This is a genomic window from Gimesia aquarii, assembly GCF_007748175.1.
Taxonomy (GTDB): domain Bacteria; phylum Planctomycetota; class Planctomycetia; order Planctomycetales; family Planctomycetaceae; genus Gimesia; species Gimesia aquarii_A.
This window is the reverse complement of sequence record NZ_CP037422.1, coordinates 2018522-2034400: the sequence shown is the minus strand read 5'-3', so window position 1 is coordinate 2034400 and position 15879 is coordinate 2018522. Positions and strand designations below refer to the sequence as shown.

Genomic DNA, 15879 nt, shown 5'->3' with positions numbered 1-15879 from the left:
AGAACAATTTTTCGGTGTGTATGTAGCACAATACTGTTGACTACCCTGCTTTTCAGTAACTCCCTTTGGGGGCAGGAACCGTCCAAAAAAGACTCAGAGAAAAAAGAGAAAACAAAACAGGCAGTAGAGACGTTATTACCTAAGCCGATTATTGTCATCAATTTTGCAAGTGTTGAACGCATTTTACAGGACATCGATTTGATTTTCGAATTGGCAGAGCGCCCTGAAATTGCTGAGATTGCTTCATCTTCTCTCGCGAATGTCAACGATCTCGAAGGTATCGACCAAAACAAAAACATGGGAGTGGAAATGTATCTGAAAACAGGGTTGTTACCTCAGCCTGTTTTCATCATGTATCTTCCCATTTCAAAAGTTCGCTCCTTTATTGAGACGCTGGAAGCAGTCATTCCCGGTGATGAAGAAACAATCAAAAAAGACCCAAATCGCGATGATCTCTTTATTGTTAATGGCAGACGTGGTGAGTCTTTAATTCGCATGCAAGACAATTATGCCCATATGCTGTTTCGAGGTGGAGAAAGTGAAGAAACCCTCGACCTGATTACAACCCGAAATTTTGATGATCCCACACAGCAATTTCAGAACCTAACCAATAATTATGATCTTGCAGTGAAACTGGATTTAAGTGGCGTTCCTGAATTGATGCGAACAACATTTTTAGGATTTTTTCGTACTGCAATCGAAACTCAGTTACAACAAAGAGATGGAGAATCTGACTCTGCTTATGAACTACGGCGTATGTCGGGAAAACAGAATATCGAAGGGATCGAATATTTTCTCAACGAAGCCCAGGAGTTAGTGTTAGGCGGATATATTGATACAGAGCAGAAAAGGGGAATCATTGATTTTCTGATCAAGGCAAGACCCAATAGCGATCTGGCTCGTGATATTAAAAATATTCCTGGTAAGGCCAGTTATTTCAGTGTGGTGACCTCACGTAAGAATTTACCTGTCGCGGCTTCTGCATCAATGAATATTGCGCGTCGTGAGCGAGAATCTTATCACGCTTATTTAACTTACTTTGAGAAACAACTCGCTGAAAAGTTGTTAGCTGAAGATGAACGTCTGCAAAATACAAATTCTGTAAAGCAGTTTTTTGGTCCCATTAAATCAATGGTGAAGAAGGGACACCTGGATTTGTTTGCACAACTCGTTGCAACACCTTCACGAAAGTTTGCCTTGATCGGTGGCATCAAGGTTACTCCTTCTGCCAATCTATCGGCTGCTTTACTGGATCTAATCGAACGCGTCGATAAATTACCTGACAATAAGGCGAAAATTTTTACGAATGCGGAAACCGTTCAGGGGATCGCCCTGCATCAGTTACAGCCTGACATCAAGTCGGCCGATGATCGACAGAAACGGTTTTTAGGTGGCGTGCCCTCACTTTATGTCGGTGCCGATTCACAGGTGATCTGGTTTGCGATGGGAACGGATATCGCAGTTTCTGCACTCAATGAAGCAATCGAACAGATTAATACGGCATCGCCTGAAGCACGTAAAGAACAGCGTACGGCCCCCTTCCAAATAGAGTTTCATATGCGACCCTGGTTAGGCTTGTTTTCCGAAGAAGAAATCGATCAGAGTGGTGTCATGCAAGTCCTGGATGTTGCATTTGAAAAGGACAACGATTTAATTCAAATGACGACTCAACCAACCGAGACGGGAGTTCGAACCCAGATTCAAGTCGATGAGGGGTATTTAAAACTGTTGGGGCTTTCAATCTCGAAGCAATTTGATCGTAATCAGGAACGTCGTGCTCGCAGAGAACGGGAGCGGCAGAAAAAGAAAGCGAAAGACAATCAGAATAATTAATACTTTATCAAGAGTACAATTGTTAAATGATAATGAATGTCATTATTTCTTTTTGATCGTTACATAATGATTAATAAACTGTGCTTGTGACATGGATTGTGACAGATCAATATTTGCGCCTTCGAACAAGCGACGCATAGAACGGCTTTTTTTCCACTCTTCGGCAGAGACCATATCATCTTTATTGCGGTCAAGCAGTTTGAAAAAGTACTTGGCTTGAGTATTTATAGGATCGTTACTAGAGGCAGTAGGTTTTGTGGGAACCGTTTTTTCTTTCGGAGTCTTCTTGGATTCACTGAGCTTGGTAGAAGCTTCCGATTTTCCTGAATCTGTTCGTGATTCGGTTGGCTGATCCCGATTGAGGGCAAACATGAAAGATGCAGCACTGCGCTGTGTTTTACCTTCTTTTGAGAGCTTGATTTCACGCGGTGTCAAAAAACCATCTCCGTTCAAATCCATCGTAAAAAAATCATTGAGCTTAGTAGGGTTGTTTTTTCTCCATTCATACAAGCCAATCTGACCATCTTGATCTGTATCATGAGGAATAAAATCTTTCGATAAATCAACTGTTGTGCGTTCCAGCTTGGCGGTCTCTTTTTTAGTCGAACTACTCGATTTGCCGCTGGAAGAATTCGTCGGTCTGGTGTCTCTACCTGATTGAAATGAACCATAACGGCCCCGCATTTCACTCTGGTCAAACCCTCCCTGTGAAACCCATCCTGAACTCCCACTTGGAGAAGAACTCCTAAAGACCATTGGTCGTCTTTGCCCTCCTTCATCTGAAGAACCTCTCCGACTGCGCATGCGTTCCATGAGCTTAGGCAAAATCTGCTCAAATTCTTTTTGACTGATACTACGAGATGTATCCAAGCCTGCCGCTTCCAGAGACTCTTTCAGGCGTCCGGGCATCTGTGCAAATTCTGCTGGTTCTATTACGCCGTTTTTATTTCGATCAATAAACGACATAAATCGTTGTGCTCTGTTTCCATCACCTGGTTGAGCATAGACCAGATCAAGATTGACCCCTACCAGCATTAAAGGCAGAAGGAGCAGACTGAGAAATCGAAACATTTTCTTCCTTCGCGGTATTTTAGGCGGTCTTTTCGTGTCAGGACCGTGTTTAATAGACAACTACAGGGATTTTGCGCATCTAAAGCTTCTGGATGCAAGAGGTTTTCCCCAGAGATAACATAATAACACCAGTTATCGCGGAAAAGATCGTTCAAATCGAAAAGATTTCAGTGATCTTTGAAACGGGCCGTAAGCTATTGAAGTATCACATGATAGTGCATGTTTGGGCAATTTGCTCTTGTATTTGATTTTTGCCACTCATAGCATAATGGTCATAAGGATATCTTTATAACAAGTCTTTTTTGTCGTATTCGGAATTGTCATTCACAATGGTCCTGAAAACAAAATCCTTTCATTGCTTTGTCGTTATCTTGGTGGCACTCATTGTATGTTCAGATTCTGTCCACCAGTCACTTCAGGCTCAACAGCCGGGAGGTCGACCGGACCGGGGAGGATTTGGTGGTCGTAGAGATCGGGGAGGATTTGGTGGCAGAGGGAGCTTCGGTGGCGGGGGACCACGAAATGATATCGGTTCCCTGGTAGCACGCGAAGCAGTTCAAAAGGAACTTCAGTTAACCGAGGACCAGATTAAAAAGCTGAGTGAAGTAGCTCAAGAACTTCGTCCCAACCGTGAGTTGGTGGAACCATTTATGAATCGGATGCGTGAAGCGCAAACTGATGAAGAGCGCAGTAAGATTCGCGAAGAGATGGGCTCTGTATTCGAAAAACGGAGAAAAGAAGGCGAAGCGAAACTTTTTGGACTGTTAAATGAAAAACAAGCTGCACGATTAAAGCAGCTGCAATTGCAAGAAACCGGGTATCGTCAGCTGACCAATGAAGAAACAACGAAACAGCTTAATCTGTCCGATGAACAATCGAAAAAAATCAAAGAGATTGAGGAGCAACGGCTCGCAGCGCGGCGAGAATTAGGACGCCGTGCTTCATCAGAAGAACGTGAAAAACTTCAAAAAGAATTCGATCAGAAAATTGAGAGTGTTTTAACGAAAGAGCAACAGTCTCAATGGAAACAAATGCTCGGTCCAGCATTGGTCTCTGATCAAAATCAGAATTCTACAACTGTAACAAGTAATTCAGTTTCTTCACCTCGTCCACGCCCTCAGATTCCAATGGAACCGGAAGGCTTGCGACCGCAAGACCGCCGTATTTCATTTGGTGGCGGAAAAGCAGTTGCTATGGATAAAACTGCAGATCAACCCCAAGTCGGAAGTGAGCCCAAGGCGGCTCGTAAAATGTCGTTCAATTTCCGGTTTGCTCCCTGGGGAGATGTTTTGAAACTCTTTGCAGAGTCTGCAGGTTATACGCTTGATTTAAACGATGTTCCACCGGGGACTTTTAACTATTTTGATAATGGCACTTATACGCCGACCGAAGCGTTGGACATTATCAACGGTTACTTGTTGCAGAAAGGATATGTCATTGTTCGTCGCAATCAGTTCCTTGTTGTCTTAAACATTGATAATGGAATCCCCCCCAATCTGGTTCCCATCGTCAGTTCTGAAGAAATTGCCAAACGTGGGAAGAATGAACTGATGAGTGTTTCTTTCCAATTAGAAGGAGTTGACCTCGATCAAGTTTCTAAAGAAGTACAAGCCATATTAGGTCCTCAGGGCAAATCTGTGGCATTGAAAACAGCGAACTCGATTATCGTTACCGATATTGGCAGTAATCTATTGCGTGTCAAAAAAATTCTGGAAGGAGCGATTGCCAATGGGGGACCCACCGATCTCGTATTTCGCTCTTTCGATTTAAAGTATATTGATGCTTCGGAAGCAGAGAAGATTGTTCGCAATCAATTTGGGCTCCCTGCGGCAACGCAAAATGTGAGTTCCAGTGCCATCATGGCCCGCTATTACGAAGCACGGTCTCGACGCAGCAGTAGTAGCAGCAGTAGCAAGAGCACCTCACAACCAACAACAACGGGCAAATCAACACAGGTAACAGCAGACCCTCGTACCAATCGTCTCTTGGTGACTGCGACACCTGCTCAAATCAAAATCGCAGAAGAAATCATTAAATCGATCGATGTGGATGAAGATAGTTTGGGAAGTCTGGTGGCAGGAGGAGGTCACCGACCGTTTTTGCAGGTCTATTCAATTAGTTCAGCTGACTCACGCGAAGTCACGAAAACATTAGATGCTATGATGCCTGGCGTGGTCGTGAATGAAGATGCTCGCAATGGCAAGATTCACATTCTAGCGACACTCAAAGAACACAAAAGAATTGACGAGATGATTCGACAGCTAGATGGCGAAGGAGGCAGTCAGTCTGTTTCTGTCATCAATCTCAGTTTTCTCGATCCCATCTCTGCAACGACGACGTTACGCTCGCTGTTTTTGAGAGATGGCAATGATGCTCCGACAATTGAGGCAGACTTGCTGGGGCGGCGCCTGCTTGTACGTGGTTCGCCAGATCAGGTCATTCAAATCAAAACGGTATTAGCACAATTGGGTGAAGATGGGACCGGTAAATCAAACGATGTCAGAGACAATAGCCCTGTTCGTACGATTCCGCTTGGTGGCCGTGATTCGAAAGAAATTCTGCAGTTGATCGATAAGCTCTGGTCAGCCTCTTCTGGTGAGGAGAATCCAATCCGAATCGTAGTACCTTCTGACAATTCATTAATCCGCGAAAAAGTATTGGGAGAAGAGAGCGCTCCCGTTAGAAATCGAGGTTACCGCGTACCAACTCAAAGTACGGGAGCACCTTTGAATCGTCCGATTCAACTCAGACAACCTGCTTCAGAATCTGACACTCAGCGGTTTTTCTTTACTGCAAGCGAGCAGAAATCAGAGAGTGAAGCAACGCAACAAAAAGATGCTACTACCGAGACGAATACTGCTGATAAAGTGAAGACAGAATCAACGGGTCAGAAAACATCGACTCAGAAATCTTCTCAATTGGATAAAAAGAAACCAGTCGCCATTTCGACCAACGGAGATAATCTAATCATTTCATCAACCGATTTGGAAGCTTTGAATCGGCTTGAGCAAATGATAGAAGCTTTAACCCAGGCAATACCACCCAAAAATCAATGGACGGTTTTTTATCTTCGCTCAGCAGATGCAACGGCCACTGCTAAGATGCTGGAAAGCCTGTTTCCGACCAGTTCTGTATCAGATATGGCACCAGACTCCGGTATGTTTGGTGGTTTATCATCGATTGGTGGTAGCCTGATGGATGCCACTGGCTTGTCAACTTTAGGTATGGGGCCTCAGACATTGCGGATCATTCCTGAAGTACGGTCGAATGCGCTCTATGTCACAGGGCCTCCTGATAAAGTCCGCTCGGTAGAACAGATGTTAAAAGTGCTTGACACATCAGAACTGCCTGCTTCATTACGAAATCGTTCACCGGGAATTATTCCTGTTGAGCATGCTTCGGTGAATGAAGTCGCAAACATCGTCAAAGAACTCTACAAAGATTATATGCAAGCCCCTCAGAAACAGAATAACTCACAAAAAGGAAATCCGTTTGCTGCAATGATGGGGGGTAATCGAAACCAGCAAAATTCTAATGCGAAACCAGCTGAAGCCCGACTTGCTGTGAGCGTTGACGAAAATGCGAATCAATTGCTGGTTTCAGCCAGTGATTCGCTGTTTCAAGAGATCGAATCACTGGTTCGTGAGTTGGATTACTCTGCCAAAATGTCACGAAAATCAGTACGCGTTGTGACTTTAAACAACGCGAATTCTGCTTTAATTCAGAATGCTTTGACTTCGCTCTTACCTAATGTTTCTGTCAGTACAACAGGTAGTAATTCTCGGAAAAAAACAACCGACCAGAACGCGAATTCTCCAAACCAACCTGCATCCCCCACGAATTCAGATAACCGTAATGAAGAAATTCGCAAATTTTTTGAACAGCGAATGCGCGAACGGATGGGAATTCCTCAACCTGGGGGAAATTCGAATGGTCGTACCTCGCGCGGTTTTCGTTTTCCTGGAAGTGACAATAGTGGTATTAGAGGAGGCGGCAGCCGTTCGAATCGTGGCCGGGGTCGCTAAGATACCATTCTCCATGAATTTTTTTGCTATTGCGTAAACCCCATGGAAATCGGTGAAATTCTCCAACGACGTGGACTTCTTGACGAACGCCAGTTGCAGTTAGCGCAGCAATCGGCGAATGGTCATCGTCTGGATCGTGTTGTCCTGGAAATGGGGTTGGCCTCAGAAGAAGATCTTCTCAAAGTATTTGCCGATGAGCTTGGCATGAAGTACTTTGAGTTAAAGGACTTTCAAGTTGATACAGAGTTGCTTTCACAGTTTCCCGCTACGCCAATCTTTCGACATTCATTACTCCCCTTGCAACGAAACAACGGTCGCGTACTGGTGGCATCAGCCGACCCTTTTGATTTTGAAGCTATCGATGAGCTCAGTTCACTGAGTGGTCAGGTTTTAGAGCCGGTACTTGCACTCCATGATGATGTTGTTGAGCTCATCAAGGATAACCTTGGTGTTGGCGGTGACACGATTAACGAGCTAGTCTCACAGCGATCCGCTGAAGACGGTGTTGAATTACTTGAAGAAGTCTCTGAAGAACATGGCGAACTGGCCGATATGGCACAGGCGGCTTCAGTGATTCGTCTTGTGAATGAGTTACTGATCGAAGCATTACAGCAACAGGCTAGTGATGTGCATATCGAGCCACATGAAACGGGTCTGGTTGTGCGTTATCGGATTGATGGTTTATTGCGGGTTCAATCCGTTCCTGCCGAGATCAATCATTTTTACTCGGCGATCATCACCCGTCTCAAGATCATGTCACATCTAAATATCGCTGAGAAACGATTGCCACAAGATGGACGAATCAAACTTCGGATTACGGGGCGAGAAATCGACGTTCGTGTCTCGATTATTCCGATGATCTATGGTGAAGGAGTCGTGCTGCGCCTGTTAGATAAAGAACGGATGGTTTTTCGACTGGATAATGTTGGCCTCAATCAGGGGCTGCTAACTACCTTTCGCGATTTGATTCAGATGCCGCATGGAATTGTGCTAGTGACAGGTCCTACGGGAAGTGGAAAAACTTCAACGCTATACAGTGCTTTAAATGAAATTAAAAACCCCGAAACGAAAATCATAACGGTTGAAGATCCGGTCGAGTATCACAGTGAAGGAATCAGTCAGATTCAGGTGAATTCTCGAATTGGCCTCACCTTTGCAGCTGGCTTACGTAGTATCTTACGTCATGACCCTGATGTGGTTCTGATCGGAGAAATTCGAGATGGAGAAACAGCCAATAGTGCGATTCAGGCATCTCTCACCGGGCATCTTGTTTTCAGCACTTTGCATACCAACGATTCACCGGGAGCATTTACACGTTTAATCGATATGGGTGTTGAACCTTATCTTGTCGCCAGTACAGTGGAAGCCGTTTTAGCACAGCGTTTGGTGCGTTTACTTTGTCAGCACTGCAAAGCGCCTTATCAACCACAGGCTGATAAATTACCGCCTGATTTTCCTGACCTTGAAATTAAGGAACTCTGGGAGCCCGTTGGTTGCCGACATTGTCGGGAAAGCGGATATTCTGGACGGATTGGTATTCTTGAACTTCTCGTAAACGACACAGTCATTAAAAGGTTGTGTACCGAGCATGCCAGTTCTGGGCAAATACGCGATTATGCTCTAAAAAATGGGTGGCAGACATTACGTGATGCTGGTTGGGAAAAGGTACTCGCAGGGATTACTTCCATTGATGAAGTCCTGCGTGTCACTAAAGGAGATATCTAAAGCGAAATAATAATTGTAAATGCTAGTAGACAAATTTGTTTTCAAGAGTTTTGATTCAATCAAAGTAATTACGATGCCGGAATTTCAATACATTGCCAGAGAAGCGACAGGCCGCCAGGTGACGGGTATTCTGTCAGCACCCAATCAGCAGGATGCCTTGAACTCTCTGGCTGCGCGCAGTTTATTTCCGGTGAAAGTGGATTTGGCAGATCAGGCAAAGGCACAATTGAAATACACGGGGCGTCGTGTTCGTGCTCGCTTTTTGTCTGTCTTTTATACCCAATTAGCAGACTTACTGAAGTCAGGCGTTCCCCTGCTCCGTTCGCTGGAGTTATTGCATAAACAGTCAACAAATCCCGCTTTGAAATTAGTTCTGGAAGAGGTTCGAGCTGAAGTTGCCGATGGAACACGGCTGGCTGTCGCTATGGGCCAGCATCCCAAAGTCTTTTCTGAACTGGCTGTGAGTATGGTTCGTGCAGGGGAAGAAGGGAGCTTTCTGGAAGACGTTCTAAAACGCATTGCCAACTTCACGGACCATCAGGAAGAATTAAAAAATCGTGTCGTGGGAGCGATGATTTACCCTGCGTTTTTGACGACATTTGGAACGATTATTGTTAGTTTTTTACTCATCTATTTCGTTCCCAAGTTTGAACCAATTTTTGCAAGAATGTCCGCACGAGGAGAACTTCCCTGGGCTACCACCACACTATTGGGATTTAGCGAATTCATGCAAGCTTATTGGTTTGTGATACTTTTTATAATGGCATTAGCTGTCGTTGCGGTTTACAAATATATCGCGACAACGGAAGGAGGTATGAAATTCGATCAATTTCGATTGAACGCTTATGGATTGGGTAGCATCGTTCGCAGTCTGGCTATTGCCCGCTTTTGTCGTATCTTGGGAACCCTGCTGACGAATGGCGTTCCCATTTTACAGTCCTTACGAATTGCCAAAGATGCAGCAGGGAATAAGGTGATCAGCAACTCAATCGGTGAGGCAGCCGAAAGTATCTCTTCCGGAAAATCGATCGCAGAGCCATTTGCTGTGAGTGGGCAATTCCCGGAAGAGGTAGTGGAGATGATAGCTGTGGGTGAAGAAGCAAATAATTTAGAACAGGTATTAATTGATATCGCTGACAATATGGAACGGCAGACGAACCGTAAACTGGACATGTTTGTGCGTATGCTGGAGCCTTTGATGTTGCTGCTCATGGCTGCTGTTGTCGTTTTTGTGATGTTGGCTTTACTTTTACCCGTCTTTCAAAGCTCAGGCTTACTATAATAAATAAGGGAAGAAGACTTTGCTGGTTAAATCTCATTTAGGTTGAAGCCAGAATTGTGATTTCTGGAAAATGTATATTGCGAAAAGGATGGAGACATGTATCAACAAAAAAAACAAGTAAGACAAAAACGACACGGATTTACGTTATTGGAGATGCTGATCGTATTGGGAATCATTCTCGTTATTGCAGCGATGGTTGTTCCCAACTTGTTAGGCAGTCAGAAGAAAGCCAACATTAAAGCCACACGCGCCAGCATTCACAATCTGGAACAGGCATTCAAGCTCTATGCTGCTGAGAATAACGGCGAATACCCACAAGGAGGCCAGGAACAGATTCAGCTTCTATTAGAGCCAGCTACCTCAGATGGTCAGGCAGCGGAACCATATATTGATTCGCAACCTCTGGATGCCTGGGGACAGGTATTTCAATATGAGTACCCTAATAACAAATCAAAATCGACCAAGCCGGCAATTTGGTCTCTGGGGCCAAATCAACAAGATGAAAACGGATCTGGTGATGACGTGAATAACTGGGACCAGGCAAATTAGACTAACTTTGCAAGAGGCCAGTTAGAGATGATGACAAGGGGGCGCTATCCGTGCCATTTCAACAGAAAAAGAATTTGAAGGTTCAACAAAATCGATCAGCATTTACGCTGATCGAAATGTTACTCGTTCTTTCTCTGCTTTTGGTATTGATCTCTGTTGTCTGGCCTGCTGTACTCCGGATCAACGCGAGCAATCGATTAAAACAGAACATGCAGGATGTGAAATCAGCGTTCGCTGCCGCACGTATTCGTGCCATTGAGCATGGTATCAATTATCAAATTTACTTCGAATTGGGTGGAAACCACTATCTGGTAGTGCCCGTTGATAAGGAATTATTAGGACAAGGAATTGATTCCGCTGATACACGGCAGATCTCCAGCGAGGAGGCTGTGATCTCACAAGAGCTCTCAGAAGATTTTGAATTTAGTAAAAACGTTGCGGCAACAGTAACCGAGCCGGCTATCCCCTTCGAATGGCTTGGAAATCTTCCCGCTGCCAAAGATTGGAAATGGATGGAAACATCTTTTCCGATCACGTTTTATCCAGATGGATCTGCTGCCTTCGATTTGGAACATGAAATTCTAGGAAAAGATCAAAAAAGAGTCGCCAGTATTGAGCTTCGAGGTCTGACAGGCAGTGCATCGATTTCGTACGATCGGGAGACGTCTCGATGAGAGTTCTCAGGCCGATCACCCAGACGTCTTTTCCGAGTCGGGCTGGACTCACCTTACTAGAAGTTCTGATCTCGCTGACGATTTTTCTGGGTGCTCTGGCAGCAATCAGTCAGTTGATTAGCATTGGTTCGCGGGCCGCTTTACAGGCACAGCTTCGAACTCAGGCTATGATAAGATGCCAATCAAAACTGGCCGAGGTCATTTCTGGTGCGCAACCGATGGAGTCGGTTTCTCTGTCTGCATTCGAAGATGATAACGACAACTGGAAATGGAGTTTAAACGTCGAGCCTGGTACCTACGAGACGCTTTTAAAACTGACAGTGGATGTGCAATATTCCGGAGACTCTGAGACCGTTACCACCAGTTATCAGCTCACTCGTCAGGTTCGGGATCCTGCTGAATTGCTGGATGCAGCCAATACCGTTGAAGTGAGCGATGACACTGAAATGGAGGATTTTTAAATGCAAAAATCATTTAGTTCTCCGAAACGCAGGCTTGTTTCACTATCATTGGGATTCACCTTACTGGAAGTCATCCTGGCGATTGGATTAACAACATTACTATTGGCCGCCATCTATTCCGCTCTCGATCTGTATTGGAAATACACAACCATTGGTCATGTACAAGTAGAACGCGCGCAAATAGCCCGGGCAATTTTTCAAAAAATAACGCATGACTTACATTGTGTGACTTATGTGCAACAAATTACAGAAGAAGAGTCGACAGACTCCTCAGAAGAGGAAGATGAGATTGAAGAAATCCCGGTTACAAATCCGGATGAAGCTTATACCACTGCAAACATAGGCGTTTATGGAGATGCTCAATCACTTGTGTTACACACCAGTCGTCCAGCGCGACAACCACTACTATTTTCACAGTCAATGAGCGAAAGTGATTCCATCGATTCACGGAGCGATTTGTTATCGATCTCCTATTTTATTGCAGCCGCTGGTTCTGAAGGATTGCAGGGAGTGGTCGGCGATCGTTTTCGCAGTGCTTCAGAAAATGGTGTTGCGGCACAAGGACTTGCAAGGATCGAAGGAAATCGTTTAGCCATGATCAATGCCGATGAATCGGCAAATCTCGAAGAACTGGCCGAGCAATCTCAATTATTGGCGCCAGAAATTGACGACCTGCAATTTCAATATTTCGATGGAACTGACTGGTTAGAAGTTTGGGATAGTATTGAATATGGTACAGTCCCCCAGGCAGTGAAGGTGACAATCGGATTTCGAAGCGAAGCTGATCAAGGAGTCATCAAATCGATCAATAGTAAAATCAACGGTTACGAAAACACATACAGCATGGTGATTGCTTTACCGCTGGCATTACCTGCCATATTACAAACATCAGAACAAGAAGCCGACGCGTTTTAAATGGTGCAGCAACATTTCTTTCATCACGATCACAGGTATCAAATTTCTAGTCGAGAAATCATGTTGAAGCTGCGCGCGGGTAGTACTTTACTAGTGGTGTTGGTAGTCGTCGTGATGCTTAGTTTGGGTGCGTATACGTTTTCGGAATTAATGATCGTGGAAATGGAAGCGGCTAATATTTATGGGCGTTCCCTGCAATCGCGCGAACTGGCTCTCTCAGGTATCGAGCAAGCGGCTGTTTACGTGGGAGACCGATCAGAAATTGATGGCTGGAATTCCTACCATAACCCGGAACAGTTTCAGAATATCAATTTAGTACCGGGAGAGATTTCAAGAACCAGCGGTTATTTCAGTGTTGTGGCACCCGTCGTCACAGATTCCGAATCAAAATCCATTCGCTTCGGCTTAATGAATGAATCGGGAAAACTGAATTTGAATATTCTGGCAACTGAAGAGGTAGATGACTTAGAGGATGTCGATTCAGAATTAGATGATTTTGATATTGAGGCCGACACACCTGTTGACCGTTTAATGTATATTCCGAATATGACAGAAGACATTGCAGCGGCGATCCTCGATTGGATTGATGAGGATGACGAAACGCGTTCTTTAGGTGCTGAGAGTGACTATTACGAAACACTCGAATCGCCTTACTCTGCTAAAAATGCTCCCCTGGAGTCATTGGACGAACTATTGCTGGTGCGAGGTGTCACTCCAGAATTACTTTATGGCGAAGATACAAATCGAAATGGAATCCTCGATCCTAATGAGAATGACGGTGATGCGACATTGCCTCTCGATAATGCCGATGGAGTTCTGGATCCTGGTTGGTCAGCGTTCTTTACTGTTTATAGTCGTGAAATCAACATTCGTCCCGACGGCTCAGAGAAAATCAATCTGAATGCAACGATGTTGACTGAACTCTATGATGAGCTTGAAGTAGAACTCGGACCTGATGAAGCCCGATTCATTGTCGCTTATCGAACAAGTGGTCCGGTTCCGACATTGAGTGATCTGGATTCAGGCGACATTTTAGGGAGCACTGTGGGAGGGGGAACAAGTGAGAAAGAGGCCCTCAACGAGTTAGCCGTCGGAATCGCGAAAGCAATTTTTTCAGAAGAGGGGGTGACTGTCACTCGTGCAGGGATCGATTTATCAGCCGGAGGAATCTATAGCATCAATTCAATTTACGATCTAATTGGCTCTGAAGTCGAAACTGAGATCGATGGCCAACAGACGACCCTCGTGAGTCCCTGGTCAACTGACCCTGCCGCCATGACAGCTGATTTACCAATTCTGCATGATCTTCTTACAACAACTAAAAGCCAGTATATCGAAGGACGTATCGACATTGGGCAGGCACGGTTGGAAACGCTTCTGGGAATCCCTGAAATGGACGAAGATTTAGCCAATTCGATCGTAAATTCCCAAATGACTGATACAAATGGTGCGCCATCTACAGAAATCAGTCAGGCAAGACAAACAACGGGATGGCTAGTCATTGAGGGCTTAACGACAATAGAACAAATGAGAAAACTGGCTCCCTACATTAACAGTGGAGGGGATGTGTTTCGTGCCCAGTCGTTAGGATATTACGGAAAAGGAGGCCCTGTTACTCGAGTCGAAGCCATCATTGATGGAACATTCATTCCCCCACGAATCACATATATCCGTGATTTGAGTAACCTGGGAGCTGGGTATCCTTTGTCGTCGTTTCGAGGAAATGAGACATGGTGGCTTGGTGAAACAACTCAGTGATAGGACGATTTCGAAACTGAAATTTTGAAAAGTAAATAATGGCAGACTATCTAGCACTTAACTGGGAAAAATCAGAACTCACAGGTATCGAAGCAACTGTCAGTGGTTCAGCTGTTTCTATAAAACGATCATTTCATATCGTTTGGCCTGATGAGTTGAACCCCACTCAGGATCCGATTTCAGCTGGCAGTTGGTTGAAGAATGAATTTTCGCGGTTAAATATTTCGGTAAAAAACGTACTGATTTCTTTTCCCCGTCATGACACTACGATTCGTGTATTGGAAATACCTGATGTTCCTATAGAAGAAGTGCCTGAAATCGTTCGGTTTCAGGCGGCAACGAAATCTTCGGTTCCTCTCGGTCAATTATTACTCGACCACTTGTTGCTGCCTATCCGTGAAGGAAAAGAGGCGCGTGATGTATTGGTTGCCAGTATTGTCAGAGAACTGCACGATCAGGCAGTGAATACGTTCCAGTCGATAGGTATGGATGTCATTTCGACGGGAGTCAGTGCGATCTCTGTTGCCGAATGGATCGCACATGTTGGTACCTTCGATAAGATGTCTGATCCCACCTTAATTGTGAATCAGGTAGACCATCATCTGGAAATGTCATTGGTCAATGATCAACAACTATTATTTACCAACTCAACATCGATGACATCTGCAGATCGCGATGTGACAGAACAGTCGATGATCACAGAGGTCAACCGTTTTCTTTTAGCCAGTAGTTCACAACTTGCCGGACAGAAAACAAAACAGATCATATTGATTGGCGAACAGCAGGCACAGCAATCTTTTTCTAAAAAGTTAAGTAACCGATTTCGTTGTGCTGTTGAATTTATAGATCCGTCACTAAGTGCAGAGTCTACATTCAGTGACTCTCCCCCTCTTAAGTATCCGGGAGTTCTGGCCGGACCAATGGGGATGTTATATTCCCAGGCAAAAAAGAGTATGGAAGTTGTTGACTTTCTGAATCCTCATAAGGCAGAAGTGAAGCCAGATCGTCGTAAACTACAGATCGGTTTAGGAGTCGCCGGTGTGGTATTAATATTTATGACGGCTTTATTTTTAACACAGCGTCGTGTTTCTGATCTGGATGAACAAATAGTGGAACGCCAGAATATCCAGAATGGTTTAAATGAATTGCTCAAACGAGGGAAGCCAACTTTAGAGTCAGTCGCACTCATCGAAAACTGGCAACACTCAAATTCCAAATCATTAAAAGTATTGAATGAATTAGATACCGTACTACCTGGCACAGATCGACTCTATCTAAGTGATATGAGTCTGAATCGTTCGGCCGGTCAATCGATCAGTCGCCTGAGAGCGACTGGTCATGCGAAAGATGATCTGGATGTGAGAGACCTCAATCGCGAATTATCAAATGATAATTATCGAGTTCACCCTAAGCGAAGTAGTAACAGTACCTTCGATTCTGAGTACCCCGTTCCTTTTGAGATCGACGCAGAACGGCTTCCTCCTCAAGTCAATACTCAGCAGAAATCTAAGCCTGAGAAGGTGAATAAAAGTTGATTGGGAAGAATTATGTCGGGAATCGTAAATCAAATGCGAATTTGTTTCATT

11 protein-coding genes are annotated in these 15879 nt (G+C 44.6%); 10 read left to right on the top strand and 1 reads right to left on the bottom strand.

Annotation, left to right across the window (positions count from 1 at the left end; all coding sequences use genetic code 11):
- Positions 1 to 36 precede the first annotated feature (36 nt).
- Positions 37 to 1833 (top strand): hypothetical protein, encoded by a 1797-nt coding sequence (locus tag V202x_RS08160; protein ID WP_145172875.1) that lies wholly within the window; start codon positions 37 to 39, stop codon positions 1831 to 1833.
- 42 nt (positions 1834 to 1875) lie between these two features.
- On the opposite strand, the gene V202x_RS08155 is transcribed toward V202x_RS08160, so the two are convergent.
- Positions 1876 to 2904: a hypothetical protein gene (locus V202x_RS08155; protein WP_145172873.1), complete on the bottom strand. Its 1029-nt coding sequence runs from the start codon at positions 2902 to 2904 to the stop codon at positions 1876 to 1878.
- A 374-nt stretch (positions 2905 to 3278) separates the two neighbouring features.
- Between V202x_RS08155 and V202x_RS08150 the strand changes: the two genes are divergently transcribed.
- The 9 genes from V202x_RS08150 to V202x_RS08110 all read left to right on the top strand — a co-directional run bounded on the left by V202x_RS08150 (position 3279) and on the right by V202x_RS08110 (position 15828).
- Entirely contained in the window at positions 3279 to 6929 is a 3651-nt protein-coding gene (locus tag V202x_RS08150) for a secretin N-terminal domain-containing protein (RefSeq protein ID WP_145172871.1), read from the top strand.
- A gap of 42 nt (positions 6930 to 6971) precedes the next feature.
- Positions 6972 to 8654 carry a GspE/PulE family protein gene (locus tag V202x_RS08145; RefSeq protein ID WP_144981923.1) on the top strand — a complete coding sequence of 561 codons (1683 nt, stop codon included), beginning with the start codon at positions 6972 to 6974 and terminating at the stop codon, positions 8652 to 8654.
- 73 nt (positions 8655 to 8727) lie between these two features.
- Entirely contained in the window at positions 8728 to 9936 is a 1209-nt protein-coding gene (locus V202x_RS08140) for a type II secretion system F family protein (RefSeq protein ID WP_145172869.1), read from the top strand.
- Between the two features lie 96 nt (positions 9937 to 10032).
- On the top strand, positions 10033 to 10485 hold the full coding sequence (locus tag V202x_RS08135; protein WP_145172867.1) for a type II secretion system protein GspG: 453 nt from the start codon (positions 10033 to 10035) through the stop codon (positions 10483 to 10485).
- Between the two features lie 50 nt (positions 10486 to 10535).
- Positions 10536 to 11159: a prepilin-type N-terminal cleavage/methylation domain-containing protein gene (locus tag V202x_RS08130; protein ID WP_145172865.1), complete on the top strand. Its 624-nt coding sequence runs from the start codon at positions 10536 to 10538 to the stop codon at positions 11157 to 11159.
- Positions 11156 to 11620 (top strand): hypothetical protein, encoded by a 465-nt coding sequence (locus tag V202x_RS08125; protein WP_145172863.1) that lies wholly within the window; start codon positions 11156 to 11158, stop codon positions 11618 to 11620. The genes V202x_RS08130 and V202x_RS08125 overlap by 4 nt, the downstream gene beginning before the upstream one ends.
- Positions 11621 to 12535, top strand: coding sequence for a hypothetical protein (locus tag V202x_RS08120; RefSeq protein WP_145172861.1), 915 nt, complete (start codon positions 11621 to 11623; stop codon positions 12533 to 12535).
- Between the two features lie 60 nt (positions 12536 to 12595).
- On the top strand, positions 12596 to 14293 hold the full coding sequence (locus tag V202x_RS08115; RefSeq protein WP_197993289.1) for a general secretion pathway protein GspK: 1698 nt from the start codon (positions 12596 to 12598) through the stop codon (positions 14291 to 14293).
- Between the two features lie 38 nt (positions 14294 to 14331).
- Entirely contained in the window at positions 14332 to 15828 is a 1497-nt protein-coding gene (locus V202x_RS08110; RefSeq protein WP_145172857.1) for a hypothetical protein, read from the top strand.
- The last annotated feature ends 51 nt before the right edge of the window (positions 15829 to 15879 follow it).

What these genes read in the sequence shown, in the direction of transcription:
- V202x_RS08155 (WP_145172873.1), bottom strand. Translation starts at nt 2,904, where the DNA reads ATGTTTCGATTTCTCAGTCTGCTCCTTCTGCCTTTAATGCTGGTAGGG.
- V202x_RS08145 (WP_144981923.1), top strand. Translation starts at nt 6,972, where the DNA reads ATGGAAATCGGTGAAATTCTCCAACGACGTGGACTTCTTGACGAACGC.
- V202x_RS08140 (WP_145172869.1), top strand. Translation starts at nt 8,728, where the DNA reads ATGCCGGAATTTCAATACATTGCCAGAGAAGCGACAGGCCGCCAGGTG.
- V202x_RS08135 (WP_145172867.1), top strand. Translation starts at nt 10,033, where the DNA reads ATGTATCAACAAAAAAAACAAGTAAGACAAAAACGACACGGATTTACG.
- V202x_RS08125 (WP_145172863.1), top strand. Translation starts at nt 11,156, where the DNA reads ATGAGAGTTCTCAGGCCGATCACCCAGACGTCTTTTCCGAGTCGGGCT.
- V202x_RS08120 (WP_145172861.1), top strand. Translation starts at nt 11,621, where the DNA reads ATGCAAAAATCATTTAGTTCTCCGAAACGCAGGCTTGTTTCACTATCA.
- V202x_RS08115 (WP_197993289.1), top strand. Translation starts at nt 12,596, where the DNA reads ATGTTGAAGCTGCGCGCGGGTAGTACTTTACTAGTGGTGTTGGTAGTC.
- V202x_RS08110 (WP_145172857.1), top strand. Translation starts at nt 14,332, where the DNA reads ATGGCAGACTATCTAGCACTTAACTGGGAAAAATCAGAACTCACAGGT.